Here is a 17523-nt window from a genome sequence, read left to right as displayed (position 1 = left end):
CCACTTCCACCGAATTCAAAAAATGTAAAAGTCGTAGCGAGAGAATGTACAGGTCTTGCATGGGAATGGTGGAGAACAATTATTAATGAACAAAATGTTCCATTAACAAATGAAATAAAGGTTTCAATTGGAGGAACGACATTATACCCAACTGCTAATATTAGTCATTAGGTTGGAGCAAAGCGCCCTGTGTACAGGGCGCTTTTTTACTTGTTTGAAAGTATATCGGTGTTTTTAGATGTATCATAATCAATTCGCAAATCTTGTAATCATATTTTTAAATGGATGTATCAATGTTTTTAATGATTGCATTCTCCATTATTAAATCCCCATAAATGTAGCCTATCTTAGGTTGATAGTGATGCATGGTGCCTCCATGTATATAAATGCATTTTGTCGAAATTATTAAAAAGGGGAATTTTTCTATTTGAAGAACTAATAATTGATTGTCAATATGTATTAGAAATCTCAATCTAAACTAAAGGAGAACAAAATGGGACAAAACAATAAGGGCTTTTCTGAAACAGGATTGCGCAAAATGCGCAATGTATTGGCGCGGCATGTCGATTCTGGAAAGATTCCTGGGCTCGTCGCCTTAGTCAGCCGAAACGGCGAGACGCACGTCGAAGCGCTTGGAACAATGAGGCATGATGGCGGTGCACCAATGCGTCGGGACACGATTTTTCGATTGGCGTCCACTAGCAAGCCAATCGCAGTTTCACCAGTAATGGTTTTGCTCGATGAGTGCAAACTGCATTTAGACGACCCAGTAGACAAATGGCTACCGGAACTCGCCGACCGGCAAGTGTTGAAACAGCCCGATGGCCCGCTAGAAGAGACCGTCCCAGCACGGCGTCCTATCACTGTACGAGACTTGTTGACCTCCACATTCGGGCTCGGAGTGGATCTCACGTTGATGGGTTCTCCCATCATGAACGCGTTCTTCGAGAGTGGGATATTCGACACGCCAGGGCAGGATATGCCCGATCCAGATGAGTTTATGCGTCGCCTAGGTGCACTTCCGCTAAGCTATCAGCCCGGAGAGCGGTGGCAGTATCATATCAGTTTAGAAGTAATCGGCGTTCTTGTTGCCAGGGTCACGGGTCAGACTTTCGAGTCGTTCTTGCGCGAACGCATATTCGATCCGCTAGGAATGAAGGACACTGGATTCTACGTACCTGAGCTCAAGATTGACCGGCTTCCACCAGCCTTCAACCCCGATCCGCAGACAGGTGAATTCATCGTGTGGGATGAAGGTGTGGGCGGACGTTACAGCAAACCTCCAGCATTCCAAGCAGGCGGTGGTGGACTGCTTGGAACCGTCGACGATTATCACGCGTATTTGCAGATGCTTTTGAATAAAGGGATGCACGGTACTAAACGGATCCTGTCTAGGCCCGCAGTCCAGCTGATGACCACCAACCGTCTTACTCCTGAACAACAAGTATACCGAGACGATTTGGCCAAAAATAACATCCATTTGTCGTTCGGACAAGGGATCCAAGGTGGCTGGGGCTTTGGGATGGCGGTGCGTACCTATCTTGGAGACTACGCGTCTATCGGTCAATTCGGCTGGGATGGCGGAACCGGCACTTCAGCTTACGCTGATCCAGATAAACAGTTTATTGGAATTCTGTTCACACAGGTTGGGATGTCCACTCCAGCCCCATCGCATCTTATCCAAGACTTCTGGACCACGGCCTACCAAGCGATCGAAGACTAGGGTATCGTTTAAAGGAAAACGCCAAGACGGATAGATAATCATAGGCCTGATGGCCACGATCAACACCATGGTTAAAAGTTATGATAGGACGGTGTTGGAAGTACTGCGGTAACAGTTGAGCATTATTAATAATAGCACAACAAAAAATCCTCTTGGATGCAAGAGGATTTTTTTATTGGGAATAGTAAGGAGGAGGGAGGTGCATTACATATGGGAAAAGGTAGAAGTAATAATGCTGGTAAAAAGCAACCAAATTTCGATGATTCATCTAATTTCGCTAAACAAAGCCAACCGACAGAAAAGAAGAAGAAGTAAAAAAAGGATCTCTCTATATTAAGAGAGATCCTTTTTTACTATATTGACGTTTCAGCACAACATATCGATTGATTAATCAAATAGTCATTCATGCAAGGATTAAAATCCTGCTTCCACTACTGTGAAAGCTTCTCCAAATGATGGGCAATATCAACATACATATTGGAATAAACCGAATGTATTTCATTACTAGGTGTAGCATTAGAAGAGAAGTGGACGATTACCATATTTGCTTTCGGGTCGATATAAAGCGTTTGTCCGTAACTGCCTAACACTTCGAAAGCACCTTGTCCATTGTGCGGAATCCACCATTGATTATGATAAGAAATAGAAGCGCCATTGCCAATTGCGAGTTCACCTTCTTGTACATTTTCCACACTTTCTGTAATGGAGGAAGGGATGATTTGTTTTCCGTTATATTCCCCGTTATTTAATAGTAGTTGACCGAATCTTGCCATATCTCTAGCAGTTGCATTTAAACCAGCGCTTGCTTGTTCTACTTTTGTTTCGTCTGTAACGTAATACGCATTTTCTTCCATACCAATTTGAGACCATATTCGTTCGCTAACATTTTCAGCTAATGATTTACCAGTGGTAGTTCGAATAACCCAAGCGAGTGTTTCCGCTGATCCGTTATCGTAAGAAAAACCGGAACCAGGCGGTGCAGTTTCTTCTGCTTCTCGTAACATATCATAAATTTTCATCGGACCGTCGTAGTTTTTACCTCGGGGTAAAATATTGCTCGCTAAATATAGTTGTGCATCTTGATTTTCTAACGCTGGATGTTCATATCCATGAGTAGGGTACTCTACAGAAACTTGCATGTCCATTAATTGCTGGAGTGTCGCTTTACCGAACGGTGTATTGTTTAATTCTTTTATATAAGTGTCAGCTGTTTTCTCTAAATCGAGACGATTTTCTTCAGCGAGAGATTGTATCATTGCCCCAGTAAAGACCTTTGCTAATGAAGCCATACCATGCGGTTCACTCTCGTTATATCCATTGAAATATCGTTCATATACAAGTTGCCCATTATGTACAACGACAAAAGCATCTGTTTTGTTATCGTCTAAAAGTTTTCTTAAAGGAGTCGTAGTTCCAAATCCACGCTCCACAGCAAAATCATCTAATTTTTGTAACGCAGTAGGGAAGTGAGCCACTTGGTCGGGATTGTTTTTGACTTCATTAATTAAAGTGAATTCTTTCATATGTGTGTACGACCAACGTAAGTAAGGATCATCTAACCAATTCTCCTTTGTCACGTTATTTTTTGATGGGGTTGTTTTATTATGTTTGAAGTATGTAAAACCAAGCCCTGTAATTACAAATATGCATGTTAGTATAAGTAAGAGTAGGGGAGATTTTTTTAGTTTCATATAGGTCCCTCCTTTATTTGCTACTATAAGTATACGCTCGTCTTGAAAGAAATACAAAATAAGGAAAGTAAACGGGGAAGTTTACTTTCCTTATTAACGTTAAGCGGAAATTTGTCCGTCTGTACGTTGTTTCTTGAATTTTTGTTTTCGACCGTGTAATCCATAATATAGAAGTAAAGTGAACGCAACGATAATAGCTGCGATAAAATACATATTATGATAACTTGATTTCGCTGCGACGATACCTAAAATGAAAGAACCAAAGCCAATACCACTATCAAAGAATGAGAAGTACGTAGCTGTCGCAGAACCACGTCGATGATTTGGCGCCGCAGAAATTGCAATCGTTTGGAAACTTGGAATTAATGTTCCATAACCTAAACCGATTAATACACCCGCGCTTAGGAACCAAAATGGAGTTTGCGCTTGACTTAATGCGAACATCCCAATTGTGAAAATAATAATAGCTGGATAAACAAGTACGTTTTCGCCGTAGCGGTCAAAAATCTTTCCTGTAAATGGACGAGAAATTACAACAACAAGTGCGTATACAATGAAGAAATAACTTGCAATATCGGCTAAACCGAGCTCTTTCGCATATATAGGAATAAAGGATAAAATACCACTATAAGAAAAGGCTAAAACAAATCCTGTCAGAGCGATTGGAATAGAAGATGGTTCAATTAAATCTTTCCACTTCATTTTTTCTCGTTTTTGTTTTTTCACTGGTGCTTCATGTGGAATATTTACAAGTAATCCTAATAAAAATGCAAGTAATGAAAATACGGAACAAACGATAAATAGTACAGTAAACGAAAAATGAGAAATAATTGTTAAACCTAAAAAAGGACCAATTACCATCGGTAGACTCATAAATACGCCGAAATAAGCAAGTGCTTCGCCTCGTCTATGAGCTGGCGCAACATCAGTTACAATCGTACCAGTTGCTGTCGTCGCCATCCCAAAGCCAATACCATGTAAGAAGCGAAGGGCAAGTAATAAAAATAAACTTTGCGCACCGAAATACATAACAGTAGCGGCTAAAAATAATGAAAGTGAAATAAATAATATTTTCTTTCTTCCTAAGTCATCGAGCCATTTTCCTGTAAATGGTCTACATAAAACAGACGAAATAAGAAAAACAGTTGCAACTAAACCAATTTCCTCAGGTTTTCCTTTTAGGCCGTCTATTACATAGACAGGTAAAGTAGTCATAAGCATATAGAATGTTAAAAAGAGAAATAGACTACTAAAACAAGTTCCGAGGAAATCCTTCGTCCAAAGTTTTTCACTTTGCATCGTCATCCCTCCAATTTAATCTAAGTTTTTAATAATTTGTTGTAACACTTGAAATGCTTGATGTAAGTCATCTTCGTTAATACCATCTAGCGTCTTTTCTTCGAAAGTATCCACTTCTTCTTGCCATACTGGAATCATTTTTATAGCTGTTTCGGATAAAGAAATAAGCTTCTCACGGCGATCTTTTCCTTCTGTACGAATAATCCAGCCCATCGTTTCCATACGTGTCAACGTACGAGTCATTGTTGGTGATTCAACATTTAAATACTGGCATAATTCTGTTTGTGTACAAGAACCGGTTTGATTAATACGAAAAATAACAGCCCACTGCGCACTAAATAACCCAGTTGGAGATACGCGTTCATTAAATTTCTTCGTAAACTTTCGAGAAGTCTGGCTGACGATGTGAAAAAAATGTTGTTTTTCGTCCATATATTTTGATCCTTTCAAATTAGTTACCTAGCTAACTATATCTTTTTTTATTATAGTTGTCTAGTAATAGGCATGTTGTTTTATGTGAAAATTTCGCATAGGTTTTATGTTGAGAACATATATTCTGTATGTTATTCTTTAATTATATAAAGAATTTTCTTTCTATTAAAAAGAATGGGGGAACTTGTGATGATTAAGCCTGCAACAATGGAGTTTGTTGCACTATCGAATGGAGAAACGATTGCGTATCAGGAAGTTGGAAGGCGAAATACAGAAACTCTCGTACTCATTCACGGGAACATGACATCGTCACAACACTTTGATTTAGTTATCGAAAAGCTGCAAAATCAATACCATATTTACGCTCTTGATTTAAGAGGATTTGGACAATCGACGTATAATAAGTCGATAGATTCATTACAAGACTTCGCAGAAGATGTAAAATTATTTATCGATCAATTAAAGCTAGAGAAGTTTTCGTTAATGGGATGGTCAATGGGCGGTGGTGTTGCGATGCAATTTACAGCGAATCACCCAACTTTTGTAGAAAAGTTAATTTTAGTAGAATCAGCAGGGATGAAAGGCTATCCAATCTTTAAAAAAGATATTAACGGGGAACCGATCGTATCAAGTTTAGTAAAGACGAAAGAAGAAATCGCGCAAGATCCCGTACAAATTGCTCCAGTACTAGATGCGATAAAAAATATGAATAAATTATATTATCGTACAGTGTGGAATCTATTAATATATACACACAATCAACCGGAACCGGATCGTTATGAGAAGTATTTAGATGATATGTTAACGCAGCGTAATTTCGTAGATGTGAATTATGCGCTCATCACATTTAATATTTCGGATGAACATAATGGTGTGGTAGAGGGAAATAAACAAATTCATCGTATTAAAACTCCTACACTCGTCATACAAGGTGACAGGGATTACGTCGTACCGCAAGTAGTCGGTGAGGAATTAGCAAAACATTTGCCAAATGCAAAGTTGCAGGTGTTAGAAGATTGCGGGCACTCACCGTTTATTGATTGTTTAGATGTATTTATAAATCATGTAGAAAATTGGTTAGAACAGAAATAGTCCCCGAAAGCAAAAGTATTGCATATACTATAACATTTGTAGGTAAAAGGGGAGATTACTAGTGCATCAACCGTTTTTAATTGCGCATTCGCCATATAATCATCACTTATATGCAAAAATAATGATAAGCCCGATGTATTTGCAAGTTTCACCAGCTGTAGTTCCTTTACAAATACAGCAGCCACCAATCGCTCATTCACATCCGTACTTATATGGCCCTTCATTTTATGAAAATCCATATTTTAAACATTTTCATTACAATGTGAAAGCACAAGTTTGGGAAGGATAAGAAGCTAAAAGGCTCATTCTTTTAGCTTCTTTTTATTGTTAATATTCGTACACGCATTTGAAGAAACCGTTTATAATGAAAAGTGGAAAGCGTGAGAAGGAGAGGGAACAGGATGTCGATGCGTTTTACTTTTTGGATTATGGTTGGGATTGTGGCAATCTCAGGTTTATCACAGGGGATGCTCTTACCTGCCATTGCAATGATTTTTGAACAAGAAGGGGTTAGTTCAAGTATTAATGGTATTCATGCGACGGCATTATACATTGGGATATTAGTTATTTCACCGTTTCTTGAAAAACCGATGCAAAAGTTTGGAATGAAGCCAATTATCGTCATTGGTGGGTTTCTCGTCATTATTTCATTATTCTTTTTTACACAAACATTTTCATTTTGGGTATGGTTTATCCTTAGATTTCTAGTTGGAGTCGGCGATCATATGCTTCATGTTGGAACGCAAACGTGGATTACGACAACATCGGATCCGAGTAAAATAGGTAGACAAGTATCGATATACGGTGTATTCTTCGGAATTGGTTTTGCCGTCGGTCCGTATTTAGCAAGCACTGTTCAGTACGGTCTTGCAACACCATTTATCATATCTACTATACTTTGTTTAATAGGTTGGCTTTTACTACTCCCAACGAAAAATGCATTCCCAGCACAAGATGAAAGAGAAGTGAAGAGTGGATCATCATTTTCTCGTTATAAACAAGTTGTTGGATTAGGGTGGATTGCATTACTGGGACCACTTGCATACGGTGTGCTTGAAGCAATGTTAAATAGTAACTTACCAGTATACGCACTTCGTAAAGGGTGGTCTGTATCGGAAGTTTCCTTCTTATTGCCAGCGTTTGCAGTTGGGGGCATTATTACACAAATTCCTCTCGGTATATTAAGTGATAAATACGGAAGGGACCGTATATTAACGTGGACGTTCAGCATAGGTACGAGCATTTTTCTACTTGCGGCCGTATTTGATCAATATTACTGGATAGTCTTTGCCTGCATGCTGTTAGCTGGTATGGTCATTGGATCTTGCTTCTCTTTAGGACTTGGATTTATGACAGATTTATTACCGAGACACTTACTACCAGCAGGTAATATATTATCTGGAATCGCCTTTAGTTTAGGAAGTATTATGGGGCCTGTATTAGGAGGCGTATTTATAGAAAAAATACAGTATACAAGCTTTTTTATTGCGGTTATGATTATAATAGGGATTCTCGCAATGGTATATATGATCTACATGAAGAATCAATTCGCATCAAGAAAAATAGAAAGTAGGTTAGGGCATGACAAAACAACCTAATAAAAAGAAATTTGAAGTACTCGAAAACGAAGCAATTACAGACTGCTTAGCTCGCATGGAACAAGAAGGATACGCCCCGTCTCGTCGTATGGAAGAGCCAATCTTTCATGAAGTGAAGAAAGACGGAAAAACAGTAGTTGAACCGTGTGGTAGAAAAATTGTTTTTGAGGGAAAATTGAAGTAATACAAATAGAACATTTTCTTTCTAGTATAAGGCCATCCAATTCGTTCGAGTTGGATGGCTTTTTTTACGACTGGTCAATGGAGGAAAAGGGATTTTAGGAGGGGGATAGAATGAAGAGATATTTTCTGGGAAGAACGAATAAAAATGAGTTGCGCTGTCTTCGTTAGTAAAGGTAGTACTGTGAGACCTTCACTAAATAAAAAAATCTAATAGTAGTCCGAAGAATGCTAAACGTATAGAGTTTTGGAGTTGGGACAGGAACTATAGAGCCGTGACTATAATTCATTTAAATAAGATTGATATGTAAACGTTGTAGAATGAAATTGGCAAATCGAAAATGGTAGTGCGGATGCTGATACCCGCACTACCATTTTAGCTACAAAGGTGCTACTCATTTGTGAAATAGCATATTTTTCGGACAAATACTTTTTGTATGCTATTTGTTCGTACTAGCCAAATACATGAGCATGTGGAATTTTTCGTCTATTACATGATAATCGAAATAAGGTCCTGGATCTGTACAGTAACCGATATTTTCACTTTGCGTAATTTGAAATCCATTGACTGATAAATTTTCTTCTAAGTATTTGGGATACAAAATATGCTCGTTGGAATTTGGATATAAGCCTGAAATGTTTTTCAAGGATTTGGCCGAGCTATCATAATACGAGTATCCGCCGACAATTGTTGAACTGTTATGTAAATAGTTTTTTAGAACGTGAATGGGGAATTGCGGATTGAGCAATGAAAAATCAGTTACTGAAAAACTATCTACAAAAACATCGATGCTAAGCGGTTTCAATGGCAAATTTAAATCGGAATTCAAAATATAAAGGACGCGTGGCTTCGGATTCATACGCTCAATTCTGTTTCGAACCTTCTTGAGCATCTCAAGTGAATAGCCACTGAATACATAGGATGCGCTCGTTTCAAGAACATCGATATATTTAGGTAGTGACACGAAAGCGTCAACGTTTGTTTCCACAATTAATTTGTTTTTCAAATCTATATTTTGTAGAACTTTTTGAAATTGAAAATTAATTTTTTCAAATAAGTTAATCATTTTGGGATTAATCTCTTTAATCGTTTCTTTATCGTAAAAATAAGATGGATAAGGAGACGTCTCATACAAGTTCGCGGTAATGATAATACCTTCCTCGATAGCTGCTTCGTATCCACAGGTACAAGTTAAACTTCCCGTGTGAATGTAAACTTTTTTAATCGTTACATCTTTCATTTCAAGGGGAATTTGGCATTTCGGACAATAGAGCAGATTTACAAAGTCAAGCGGAATTCCTGTAATATTCTCTTCTTTGGATGAAGGCGAACTGGTTTGAACCGCCTTTTCAATCAATTGGATAGCTTTTGATATGTCTTCTTTTTTTTGGATCAGTTCGTTCTTTTTATCAGTGAGCAAGTTGTTGTAGTAGTCGATATCCTCATGGTCCGAGAAGCTTGTAACACGCCGATACGATAAAATTCGTTGGATTTCTAACAATGAAAAATGAAATTTTTTCAACTCGGTAATAAAAGCCATGTCGTCGAAACACAATTGGTTCATTTGATACTGGGTGTTTTTTTTGTCTGGTATTAATAATCCAAGTTCAATGTAATAACGAACGGTATCAGTCGTAACATGAAAAAGTTTTGCAAATGCACCAATTTTCATAGATGTGTCCCTCCGATGAAAAAAGTGGAGTTACTCCACTTTTTTCGCAAAATGAATTCAAAAAACTCTTAAATGACTATTGACTTGGAGGAAACTCCAAATCATATTATTAATTCAATAAGAGTGAATATTTAGAATATTTTTGACTGTATTGTAACATACATGTCACGAAAGGAGAAGGATTAGCTATGGAAAAGATGGATCGAATGGATACGCTCTCTCTGTGGACAGCGACTGCAAACAGCTATGACAAAGGAAAACCTCTTGAAGGAAATGAAGAGGCGGATGTTGTCATTATTGGCGCAGGTTTCACAGGTCTTTCTTCTGCATATCATTTGCAAAAATTAGGAAAGAGTGTCATTGTCCTTGAGCAGGAAACAATCGGATATGGCGCAAGCGGTCGCAACGGCGGGATGGTATTGCCGGGCTATAAGTCAACGATGCAGGAGCTTGCTAAAAAGTATGGTGCCGAAGAGGCGAGACAGCTTAACGATCTTTCTCTGCTTAGTGTTGAATTAGTTAAAAACATTATCGACGAGCATCAAATCAACTGTAATTTTAGAAAGACAGGTCACATTGTGGCAGCTTACAAAGCCAAACATTTTGAAGGATTGAAACATGAAAGTGAGTACTTAAACAAAAATTTTGGATATGAATGTAGCGTGCTTAATCGAAGTCAGTTGCATCAAGAAATTGATTCCCCTCAATATTATGGTTGCTTAGTCGACAACTCAAGTTACTCATTCCAACCACTGAACTATGCAATTGGTTTGGGAGAAGCAGCGAAATCAATTGGTGCAAAAATCTTTGAGCATTCGAAAGCATTATCTATTGAGTACGGCCGAAATAGTGTGAAAGTTGTTACAGAAAAAGGTACTGTTACAGCGAAAGACATTATTGTTGCTACAGATGGTTACTCTGGAAAAATCATGGCTGAACTGAATAAAGGCGTACTGCCAATTTCGGCACGCATTATTGCTACTGAACAGCTTTCAGAAACACTTTTGAATAGCGTTATTCCTAAAGATCGCATGGTTTTTGATACGAGTAGTTTCCTTTACTATTTCAGGCGTACACCAGATAATCGAATCGTATTTGGCGGTGGTGATATTCGTCCGAACTTAGGTGATGCCGTTTATCAAAGTGTGTACGATGCTATGGTTAAAATAATGCCAAAACTAGAAGGAAGCAAGATAGATTACAGGTGGGGTGGATTTATCGGTGTGACAATTGATACGTTCCCGGTTATCGGTAAATCTAAAGAAGGTGCATATTTTGCAACTGGTTATACAGGCCACGGCGCGTCTCTCTCAACATTGTTTGGTAAGTTATTGGCACAATGGATCGTTACGGGGAATGCAGGTGGATATCGATTTGAAAAGGAACGTCTCAAATCATTTCCATTCTATAATCAGAAAACGATGCTGGTCAATATAGCACATATTGGTTTCAAGTTGGTAGATATTATTGCGTAAAGGAGAGGTGTTTATGGAAATAAACATGTTCATTGACGGAAAATGGGTAGAAGCATTATCGGGTGCTAGACGAAATATTATCAATCCTGCAACTGAAGAGGTTATTGCAACGTCCGCTCATGGATCAGCAGATGATGCGAAACTAGCAATAAAGGCGGCTCGTAAAGCGTTTGACAGCGGAATTTGGTCAGATTTATCGGCTGATGAAAGAGCTGATTATCTATATAAGATTGCAGATCGTCTTGAAGAGAAGACAGCTGAAATTGCCCGTTTGGAAACTGCAAATAACGGTAAGGTTATTCGTGCAACAACCTATGTAGATATTCCAGTATCGGTTCAATGCTTCCGCTATTATGCTGACTTGATTAAAGGTATAAAAAAGGAATCTTACAATCGTGATGATTCTTCAGAAACGATTGTTATTCATGAACCGATTGGTGTTTGTGGACTGATTGTACCTTGGAACTTCCCGCTTATGCTAGCTGTTTGGCAAATTGCTCCTGCACTTGCCGCAGGGAATACAATTGTAATTAAACCTGCTGACGTCACTCCTGTAAGCGTATTCAAGTTATTTGAAATTATCGAAGAGATTGGGCTTCCAGACGGAGTGGCAAACTTAGTGTTGGGACCTGGTTCAAAGGTTGGGAATGAGCTTGCAGAGAGCCATGATGTTGACAAAATTGCCTTTACAGGTGGAACAAAAACAGGTCAAAGTATTATGCGAGCAGCCGCGGGCAATATGAAAAAAATTACACTGGAACTAGGGGGGAAATCTCCACTTATTGTGTTCGACGATGTGGATTTTGAAACTGCTGTCGATAATGCGATGTTTGGTATTTTCCACAACGCTGGGCAAGTTTGTTCAGCTGCATCCCGTTTACTTGTACAAGAGACCATTTACGATAAGTTTGTTGAAAGATTGGCCGAACGTGCGAACAAAATTGTAGTTGGAAACGGAGAAAGCGAGAATATCGAAATGGGAGCTCTCACAACCGAGTCTCATATGAATGACGTTTTACATTATATAAAGAGTGGAATGGAAGAAGGTGCAAAATTAGTTTGTGGTGGTAAACGTTTAACAGAAAATGGGCTTGATCGAGGTTTTTTTATCGCACCAACAATCTTTGCTGATGTAAATGCAGATATGCGTATTGTTAAGGAAGAGATTTTTGGACCAGTCCTTATTGTACAGAAATTTAAAGATGAGGAAGATGCGATCCAAAAAGCGAATGATTCCATTTATGGATTAGCCGGTGCTGTATTTACTGAAGATATGGACCGAGCAAAACGTGTCATTAGTAAATTGCGTGCGGGAATTACTTGGATTAATAGTTATCATCTTGCTTATGTTGAAGGTCCTTGGGGCGGGTATAAGCAAAGTGGAATCGGTAGGGCTTTAGGTGTTGCCGGGCTGGAGCACTTTATGGAAACGAAGCAAATCAATATCCACCAGCATGCCAAGCCTGTAGGTTGGTATGTGAATTAATTGAGCTTAACTTGCTATATAAATTATTTGTAAGGGGATATGCTCATGAAAATAGTGGACAACCGTCCGTCATCGAACATAGAGAAGCCAGAAGGAATGAATAAGTCGGTGGATGATTCAGTGCTCGGAACCAAAAGTATTCCGTTACTATATTTACGGTTTGCTTTGGCAGGAATTATGGCTAATGTAATTCTAGGAGTTGTATCGGTTATTGATGGCTATTTCGTCAGTGGCTTTCAGGAGCTAGAAATCGAAGGAATCGGAATTGGATTTACGGTCATGGTTATTACCCGTATGATTGGGGTTCTTTTGGGGATAGGAGCCGGAGCGGTCATTTCACTTCGAATGGGGAAAGGGAAGATAGAAGAAGCTAGAAGTATTATGGGACAAACTTTATGGTTTACTCTTTTCCTTTCCACTTTGATAGCTGTACTTGGATTGGTCTTTGAAACTGATATTATGATTCTATTTGGAGCAAGTGATGAAGCACTTCCGTATGCGGTGCAATATAGCCGACTACTATGGATTTCGTTGCCATTAACGATATTGGCCGTTGTATTAAGTATTTTAGCTAATATCGATGAAAAACCTATATTGTCAATGAACAGTTGGTTAGTCGCAGCAGTTGTTGCTGGAGTTATGGAATGGATTATGGTAGTGAAGTATGACATGGGGATGATGGGTTCTTCATGGGCTAATACGATTTCGCAATCGATTCCTGTTCTCTTAATCTTTTATTTCTGGTTTGGTAAAACAAAACTGAAGCCAAAAATGAAAGATGTGATGATTAATCTTAAGAAGATTGGTGAAGTAGTTTGGACGGGGTTTGCATCTTTCTCTAGTCAGTTCATGATGTTTATAGCAATTATTTTCACCAACAATTTACTGCAAAGCTACGGAGGTGGTCTGCACGTTGCAGCTTTCACGATTCAAAATGGTTACATTACAAATCTTCTCGCTTTAGCGGCGCTCGGTGGAATGACAGGGCTTCAACCGATTATTAGTTATAATTATGGTGCAGGCAACCTTGATCGTGTGAAACAAGCAATTAAGATGGGACTCATTTTTACAGTTTCCTTCTTTGTAATTGTGACAGCTATATTAATCATTTTTGCAGATCCAATTGTGTCATTTTTTTCCGGTGGTAATCCTGAATTGCAAAAACTGGGCATTTGGACGACGGTTGTATTCAATTGTTTGTTTACACTTAGTGCAGTTAGCTTGCTTGTCTCTGGTTATTTTGAATCACAGGAGAGAAACTGGTCCGCAACGTTTATTAGTGTTAGCAAAATATTGTTGTTCATGATACCGTTTCTATTTGTTTTTCCGAAGTTCTGGGGTGTAGAAGGTGTATGGTACGCTGCTCCTGCTGCCGAAATTCCAGGCGTTCTCATTGCCATATACTTTATGAGAAAAGAGTTCAAACGTTTAAAGGTTACCAATGTTAATACAGATACCAATGTTAAAACAGTAGATGTATAGGAACGTATTCCGTCAAAATTACTAATAAGAGAGAGGGGTATCATCATGTTTTTTGCGAAAAAAATTACAGCAGAAGAAGCAGAGCAACTAGGTGCCAACACATGGGAACCATGGGTAGGTGAACCAAATAAAGGAACGTGGCATGTAGAAGAACAGGAAGTTTTCTATGTGACAGACGGTGAAGTGTTTATTACTGTTGATGGAAAAAAGTATCATGTTACAAAGGGCTGGGTTGTTTCCTTGGATAAGGACCTTGTTTGTGAATGGGATTGCCCAGTATTTTTGAAAAAGAATTATAAGATGAACCATGAGATTAATCTGAAATAATGTGAACTGGAGAGTGGACAAATGCTAAGCAGATGACTGCTCCTGCATATGCAATCGATAAGAGTAAGATTAGTAATGTTAGAGAAATGTATATAAGTAAGTTTATATACCGTCTAATGAATGCGCTTTCTTTTTTTGTGAATGCAATACATACATAGGACGGCTATCTTAAAATTAGGAGGTTTCACCATGGTAGTAACCAAAAATGTACAAACGTTAAAAAATTATATTGGTGGACAATGGATAGAATCTAAAAGTAAACAAGTAGAAGATGTACCAAATCCAGCAACAGGAGAGACTATTGCTCGTGTGCCGCTTTCGACTAAAGAAGATTTGGATAGAGCTGTAGCAACTGCGAAAGAAGCATTCCAAACATGGAAAAAGGTTGCTGTACCTCGGCGTGCTCGGATTCTATTTCGCTACCAACAGCTTTTGATTGAAAACTGGGAGGAGTTAGCGAAACTCGTTACCTTGGAAAATGGAAAAAGTTATAAAGAAGCTTACGGTGAAGTACAGCGAGGGATTGAATGTGTTGAATTTGCAGCAGGTGCACCTACTTTAATGATGGGAGAGCAACTTCCTGATATTGCTACTGGTGTTGAATCAGGGATGTATCGTTATCCAATCGGAGTAATCGCAGGAATAACGCCATTTAACTTTCCAATGATGGTGCCATGCTGGATGTTCCCACTCGCGATTGCATGCGGAAATACGTTTGTATTAAAACCATCTGAAAGAACACCGTTGCTGGCGAATCGCATAGCTGAACTGTTTACAGAAGCAGGTCTTCCAGATGGAGTACTAAATGTTGTACATGGTGCACATGACGTCGTGAATGGCATTCTTGACAATGAGGATGTGAAGGCTGTATCTTTCGTTGGTTCTCAACCTGTCGCTGAGTATATATATAAAACAGCAGCAGCAAACGGCAAACGTGTACAAGCTCTTGCAGGTGCAAAAAATCATTCGATCGTATTAAAAGATGCGGACCTTAGTTTTGCAGTGAAAGAAATTACAAGTGCTGCCTTCGGTTCAGCGGGTGAAAGATGCATGGCGGCGGCTGTTGTTGTCGTGGAAGAAGACGTTGCAGATGAGCTCGTTAATAGACTGCTTCAAGAGGCGAATGCAATTACGATTGGTAATGGTCTGGAAGAAGATGTTTTTCTTGGTCCCGTTATTCGTGACGGCCATAAAGAGCGTACACACGGATACATTCAATCTGGTATAGAGCAGGGAGCGACACTTATTCGTGACGGACGTGAAGATGATGCAGCAAACGGTGACGGTTATTTTGTCGGTCCAACGATTTTTGACAATGTGACACAGGAAATGAAAATCTGGCAAGATGAAATCTTCGCACCGGTTCTTTCTATTATACGCGTAAAAGACTTGGCGCAAGCAATTCATGTTGCTAATGCATCACCGTTCGCAAATGGTGCATGCCTATACACCGATAGCGCGAAAGCAATTCGTGAATTCCGTGAAGAAATTGATGCAGGTATGCTTGGGGTCAATCTTGGGGTTCCTGCTCCAATGGCATTCTTCCCATTCTCAGGTTATAAGAAATCCTTCTATGGTGATCTCCATGCAAATGGAAAAGATGGCGTAGAATTTTATACGCGCAAGAAAATGCTTACGGCTCGTTATTGATAGAGTGATAGAAAATCATAAACGGATAGAATGGAGTTGGTGATTGTGCAAGTGACAGAGCAAACACAAAGTTTGAAACAAGCAGATGAAAAGTACCTTTGGCATGCAATGAAAGGAGCATCCCCTAATCCAACGAATTTAATTATTACAAAAGCAGAAGGAGCATGGGTGACGGATATTGATGGAAACCGTTATTTAGACGGCATGTCCGGTCTTTGGTGCGTGAATGTTGGATATGGCCGTAAAGAGCTTGCAAGAGCGGCTTTTGAACAACTGGAAGAAATGCCATATTTTCCTCTGACACAAAGTCATGTTCCTGCTATTAAATTAGCAGAGAAATTGAATGAATGGCTTGATGATGAATACGTTATTTTCTTCTCTAACAGTGGATCGGAAGCAAATGAAACAGCGTTTAAAATTGCTCGTCAATATCATCAGCAAAAAGGTGATCATGGACGCTATAAGTTTATTTCACGCTATCGTGCTTATCATGGTAACTCAATGGGGGCTCTTGCGGCAACAGGACAAGCACAAAGAAAGTATAAATATGAACCACTTGGGCAAGGATTCTTGCATGTAGCACCGCCTGATACGTATCGTAATCCAGAAGATGTTCGTACACTGGCAAGTGCTGATGAAATCGATCGTGTCATGACATGGGAGTTAAGTCAAACAGTAGCCGGCGTAATTATGGAGCCGATTATTACTGGGGGCGGCATTTTGATGCCTCCTGATGAATATATGGCAAAAGTAAAAGAAATTTGCGAGAAGCACGGTGCGTTGCTCATTTGTGATGAAGTAATATGTGGATTTGGGCGGACAGGGAAGCCGTTTGGATTTATGAATTACGGTGTCAAACCAGATATCATTACGATGGCAAAAGGTATTACAAGTGCGTATCTTCCTTTGTCGGCAACAGCAGTTAAACGAGAGATTTATGAGGCGTACGTAGGCAGCGAAGATTATGATCGATTTCGCCATGTGAATACGTTCGGAGGAAACCCTGCAGCTTGCGCCTTAGCTTTGAAAAATTTAGAAATTATGGAGAATGAGAAACTCATTGACCGTTCCAAGGAATTGGGTGAACGACTGTTATATGAACTAGAGGATGTAAAAGAACATCCAAACGTAGGAGATGTTCGCGGAAAAGGTCTTCTTTTAGGTATTGAACTAGTGGAAGATAAGCAAACAAAAGAACCGGCTTCCATTGAAAAGATGAACAAAGTCATCAATGCTTGTAAAGAAAAAGGTCTAATTATCGGTAAAAATGGTGACACTGTTGCCGGTTACAATAATATTTTGCAACTTGCACCGCCATTAAGCATTACAGAGGAAGACTTTACTTTTATCGTTACAACAATAAAAGAGTGTTTAGCTCAACTTTAATTTGTTAAAAGGCGGAAGATCCTATTGAG

Annotated in this window: 16 protein-coding genes; 12 read left to right on the top strand and 4 right to left on the bottom strand. The window is 39.1% G+C overall.

What is annotated here, in order from left to right; translation table 11 throughout:
• Together G9F74_RS12110 and G9F74_RS12105 are read left to right on the top strand one after the other, a co-directional pair.
• A partial coding sequence (locus tag G9F74_RS12110; RefSeq protein ID WP_311732298.1) for a thiol-activated cytolysin C-terminal domain-containing protein occupies window positions 1–171 on the top strand: 171 nt, incomplete at its 5' end.
• A 322-nt stretch (window positions 172–493) separates the two neighbouring features.
• Window positions 494–1723: a serine hydrolase domain-containing protein gene (locus G9F74_RS12105; RefSeq protein WP_016108807.1), complete on the top strand. Its 1230-nt coding sequence runs from the start codon at window positions 494–496 to the stop codon at window positions 1721–1723.
• A gap of 431 nt (window positions 1724–2154) precedes the next feature.
• Here the strand turns inward: G9F74_RS12105 and G9F74_RS12100 are convergent, their stop codons facing one another.
• The 3 genes from G9F74_RS12100 to G9F74_RS12090 all read right to left on the bottom strand — a co-directional run bounded on the left by G9F74_RS12100 (window position 2155) and on the right by G9F74_RS12090 (window position 5145).
• Window positions 2155–3414 (bottom strand): serine hydrolase domain-containing protein, encoded by a 1260-nt coding sequence (locus G9F74_RS12100; RefSeq protein ID WP_016108806.1) that lies wholly within the window; start codon window positions 3412–3414, stop codon window positions 2155–2157.
• A 99-nt stretch (window positions 3415–3513) separates the two neighbouring features.
• Complete coding sequence (locus G9F74_RS12095; RefSeq protein ID WP_001190323.1) at window positions 3514–4713, bottom strand: MFS transporter; 1200 nt, start codon at window positions 4711–4713, stop codon at window positions 3514–3516.
• A 15-nt stretch (window positions 4714–4728) separates the two neighbouring features.
• Window positions 4729–5145 carry a MarR family winged helix-turn-helix transcriptional regulator gene (locus G9F74_RS12090; RefSeq protein ID WP_000343676.1) on the bottom strand — a complete coding sequence of 139 codons (417 nt, stop codon included), beginning with the start codon at window positions 5143–5145 and terminating at the stop codon, window positions 4729–4731.
• Between the two features lie 189 nt (window positions 5146–5334).
• On the opposite strand from G9F74_RS12090, the gene phaZ reads away from it, so the two are divergent.
• From phaZ to G9F74_RS12070, 4 genes are all read left to right on the top strand, one after another.
• Entirely contained in the window at window positions 5335–6237 is a 903-nt protein-coding gene (gene phaZ, locus G9F74_RS12085) for an intracellular short-chain-length polyhydroxyalkanoate depolymerase (protein WP_016108805.1), read from the top strand.
• A gap of 61 nt (window positions 6238–6298) precedes the next feature.
• Window positions 6299–6526 carry a hypothetical protein gene (locus G9F74_RS12080; RefSeq protein ID WP_000554163.1) on the top strand — a complete coding sequence of 76 codons (228 nt, stop codon included), beginning with the start codon at window positions 6299–6301 and terminating at the stop codon, window positions 6524–6526.
• 112 nt (window positions 6527–6638) lie between these two features.
• Window positions 6639–7835 carry an MFS transporter gene (locus tag G9F74_RS12075; protein WP_000062789.1) on the top strand — a complete coding sequence of 399 codons (1197 nt, stop codon included), beginning with the start codon at window positions 6639–6641 and terminating at the stop codon, window positions 7833–7835.
• Window positions 7819–8019 (top strand): NETI motif-containing protein, encoded by a 201-nt coding sequence (locus tag G9F74_RS12070; protein ID WP_000166300.1) that lies wholly within the window; start codon window positions 7819–7821, stop codon window positions 8017–8019. The genes G9F74_RS12075 and G9F74_RS12070 overlap by 17 nt, the downstream gene beginning before the upstream one ends.
• Window positions 8020–8455: 436 nt before the next feature.
• Here the strand turns inward: G9F74_RS12070 and G9F74_RS12065 are convergent, their stop codons facing one another.
• Window positions 8456–9688, bottom strand: a complete 1233-nt coding sequence (locus tag G9F74_RS12065; protein WP_000689568.1) for a MerR family transcriptional regulator — start codon at window positions 9686–9688, stop codon at window positions 8456–8458.
• A gap of 188 nt (window positions 9689–9876) precedes the next feature.
• On the opposite strand from G9F74_RS12065, the gene G9F74_RS12060 reads away from it, so the two are divergent.
• From G9F74_RS12060 to G9F74_RS12035, 6 genes are all read left to right on the top strand, one after another.
• Window positions 9877–11163 carry an NAD(P)/FAD-dependent oxidoreductase gene (locus G9F74_RS12060; RefSeq protein ID WP_000413844.1) on the top strand — a complete coding sequence of 429 codons (1287 nt, stop codon included), beginning with the start codon at window positions 9877–9879 and terminating at the stop codon, window positions 11161–11163.
• A 13-nt stretch (window positions 11164–11176) separates the two neighbouring features.
• Complete coding sequence (locus tag G9F74_RS12055; protein ID WP_000405148.1) at window positions 11177–12649, top strand: aldehyde dehydrogenase family protein; 1473 nt, start codon at window positions 11177–11179, stop codon at window positions 12647–12649.
• A gap of 45 nt (window positions 12650–12694) precedes the next feature.
• Window positions 12695–14131, top strand: coding sequence for an MATE family efflux transporter (locus G9F74_RS12050; protein WP_000706168.1), 1437 nt, complete (start codon window positions 12695–12697; stop codon window positions 14129–14131).
• Between the two features lie 45 nt (window positions 14132–14176).
• A complete protein-coding gene (locus G9F74_RS12045; protein WP_000464526.1) occupies window positions 14177–14458 on the top strand; it encodes a cupin domain-containing protein in 282 nt (93 codons plus the stop codon).
• Between the two features lie 189 nt (window positions 14459–14647).
• Complete coding sequence (locus G9F74_RS12040) at window positions 14648–16108, top strand: CoA-acylating methylmalonate-semialdehyde dehydrogenase (RefSeq protein WP_000261824.1); 1461 nt, start codon at window positions 14648–14650, stop codon at window positions 16106–16108.
• A 30-nt stretch (window positions 16109–16138) separates the two neighbouring features.
• Window positions 16139–17494, top strand: coding sequence for an aspartate aminotransferase family protein (locus G9F74_RS12035; RefSeq protein ID WP_165406227.1), 1356 nt, complete (start codon window positions 16139–16141; stop codon window positions 17492–17494).
• The last annotated feature ends 29 nt before the right edge of the window (window positions 17495–17523 follow it).

It is taken from the genome of Bacillus sp. EKM202B (assembly GCF_011066025.1).
In the GTDB taxonomy this organism is placed as follows: domain Bacteria; phylum Bacillota; class Bacilli; order Bacillales; family Bacillaceae_G; genus Bacillus_A; species Bacillus_A toyonensis.
Note: the sequence above shows the minus strand (reverse complement) of the source record. Positions and strands in the feature narration are given on the sequence as shown.

Excerpts from the sequence above, each read along its gene's own strand:
- G9F74_RS12105 (WP_016108807.1), top strand. The coding sequence starts at position 494 with ATGGGACAAAACAATAAGGGCTTTTCTGAAACAGGATTGCGCAAAATG.
- G9F74_RS12100 (WP_016108806.1), bottom strand. The coding sequence starts at position 3,414 with ATGAAACTAAAAAAATCTCCCCTACTCTTACTTATACTAACATGCATA.
- G9F74_RS12095 (WP_001190323.1), bottom strand. The coding sequence starts at position 4,713 with ATGCAAAGTGAAAAACTTTGGACGAAGGATTTCCTCGGAACTTGTTTT.
- G9F74_RS12090 (WP_000343676.1), bottom strand. The coding sequence starts at position 5,145 with ATGGACGAAAAACAACATTTTTTTCACATCGTCAGCCAGACTTCTCGA.
- phaZ (WP_016108805.1), top strand. The coding sequence starts at position 5,335 with ATGATTAAGCCTGCAACAATGGAGTTTGTTGCACTATCGAATGGAGAA.
- G9F74_RS12075 (WP_000062789.1), top strand. The coding sequence starts at position 6,639 with ATGTCGATGCGTTTTACTTTTTGGATTATGGTTGGGATTGTGGCAATC.
- G9F74_RS12070 (WP_000166300.1), top strand. The coding sequence starts at position 7,819 with ATGACAAAACAACCTAATAAAAAGAAATTTGAAGTACTCGAAAACGAA.
- G9F74_RS12065 (WP_000689568.1), bottom strand. The coding sequence starts at position 9,688 with ATGAAAATTGGTGCATTTGCAAAACTTTTTCATGTTACGACTGATACC.
- G9F74_RS12060 (WP_000413844.1), top strand. The coding sequence starts at position 9,877 with ATGGAAAAGATGGATCGAATGGATACGCTCTCTCTGTGGACAGCGACT.
- G9F74_RS12055 (WP_000405148.1), top strand. The coding sequence starts at position 11,177 with ATGGAAATAAACATGTTCATTGACGGAAAATGGGTAGAAGCATTATCG.
- G9F74_RS12050 (WP_000706168.1), top strand. The coding sequence starts at position 12,695 with ATGAAAATAGTGGACAACCGTCCGTCATCGAACATAGAGAAGCCAGAA.
- G9F74_RS12045 (WP_000464526.1), top strand. The coding sequence starts at position 14,177 with ATGTTTTTTGCGAAAAAAATTACAGCAGAAGAAGCAGAGCAACTAGGT.
- G9F74_RS12040 (WP_000261824.1), top strand. The coding sequence starts at position 14,648 with ATGGTAGTAACCAAAAATGTACAAACGTTAAAAAATTATATTGGTGGA.
- G9F74_RS12035 (WP_165406227.1), top strand. The coding sequence starts at position 16,139 with ATGGAGTTGGTGATTGTGCAAGTGACAGAGCAAACACAAAGTTTGAAA.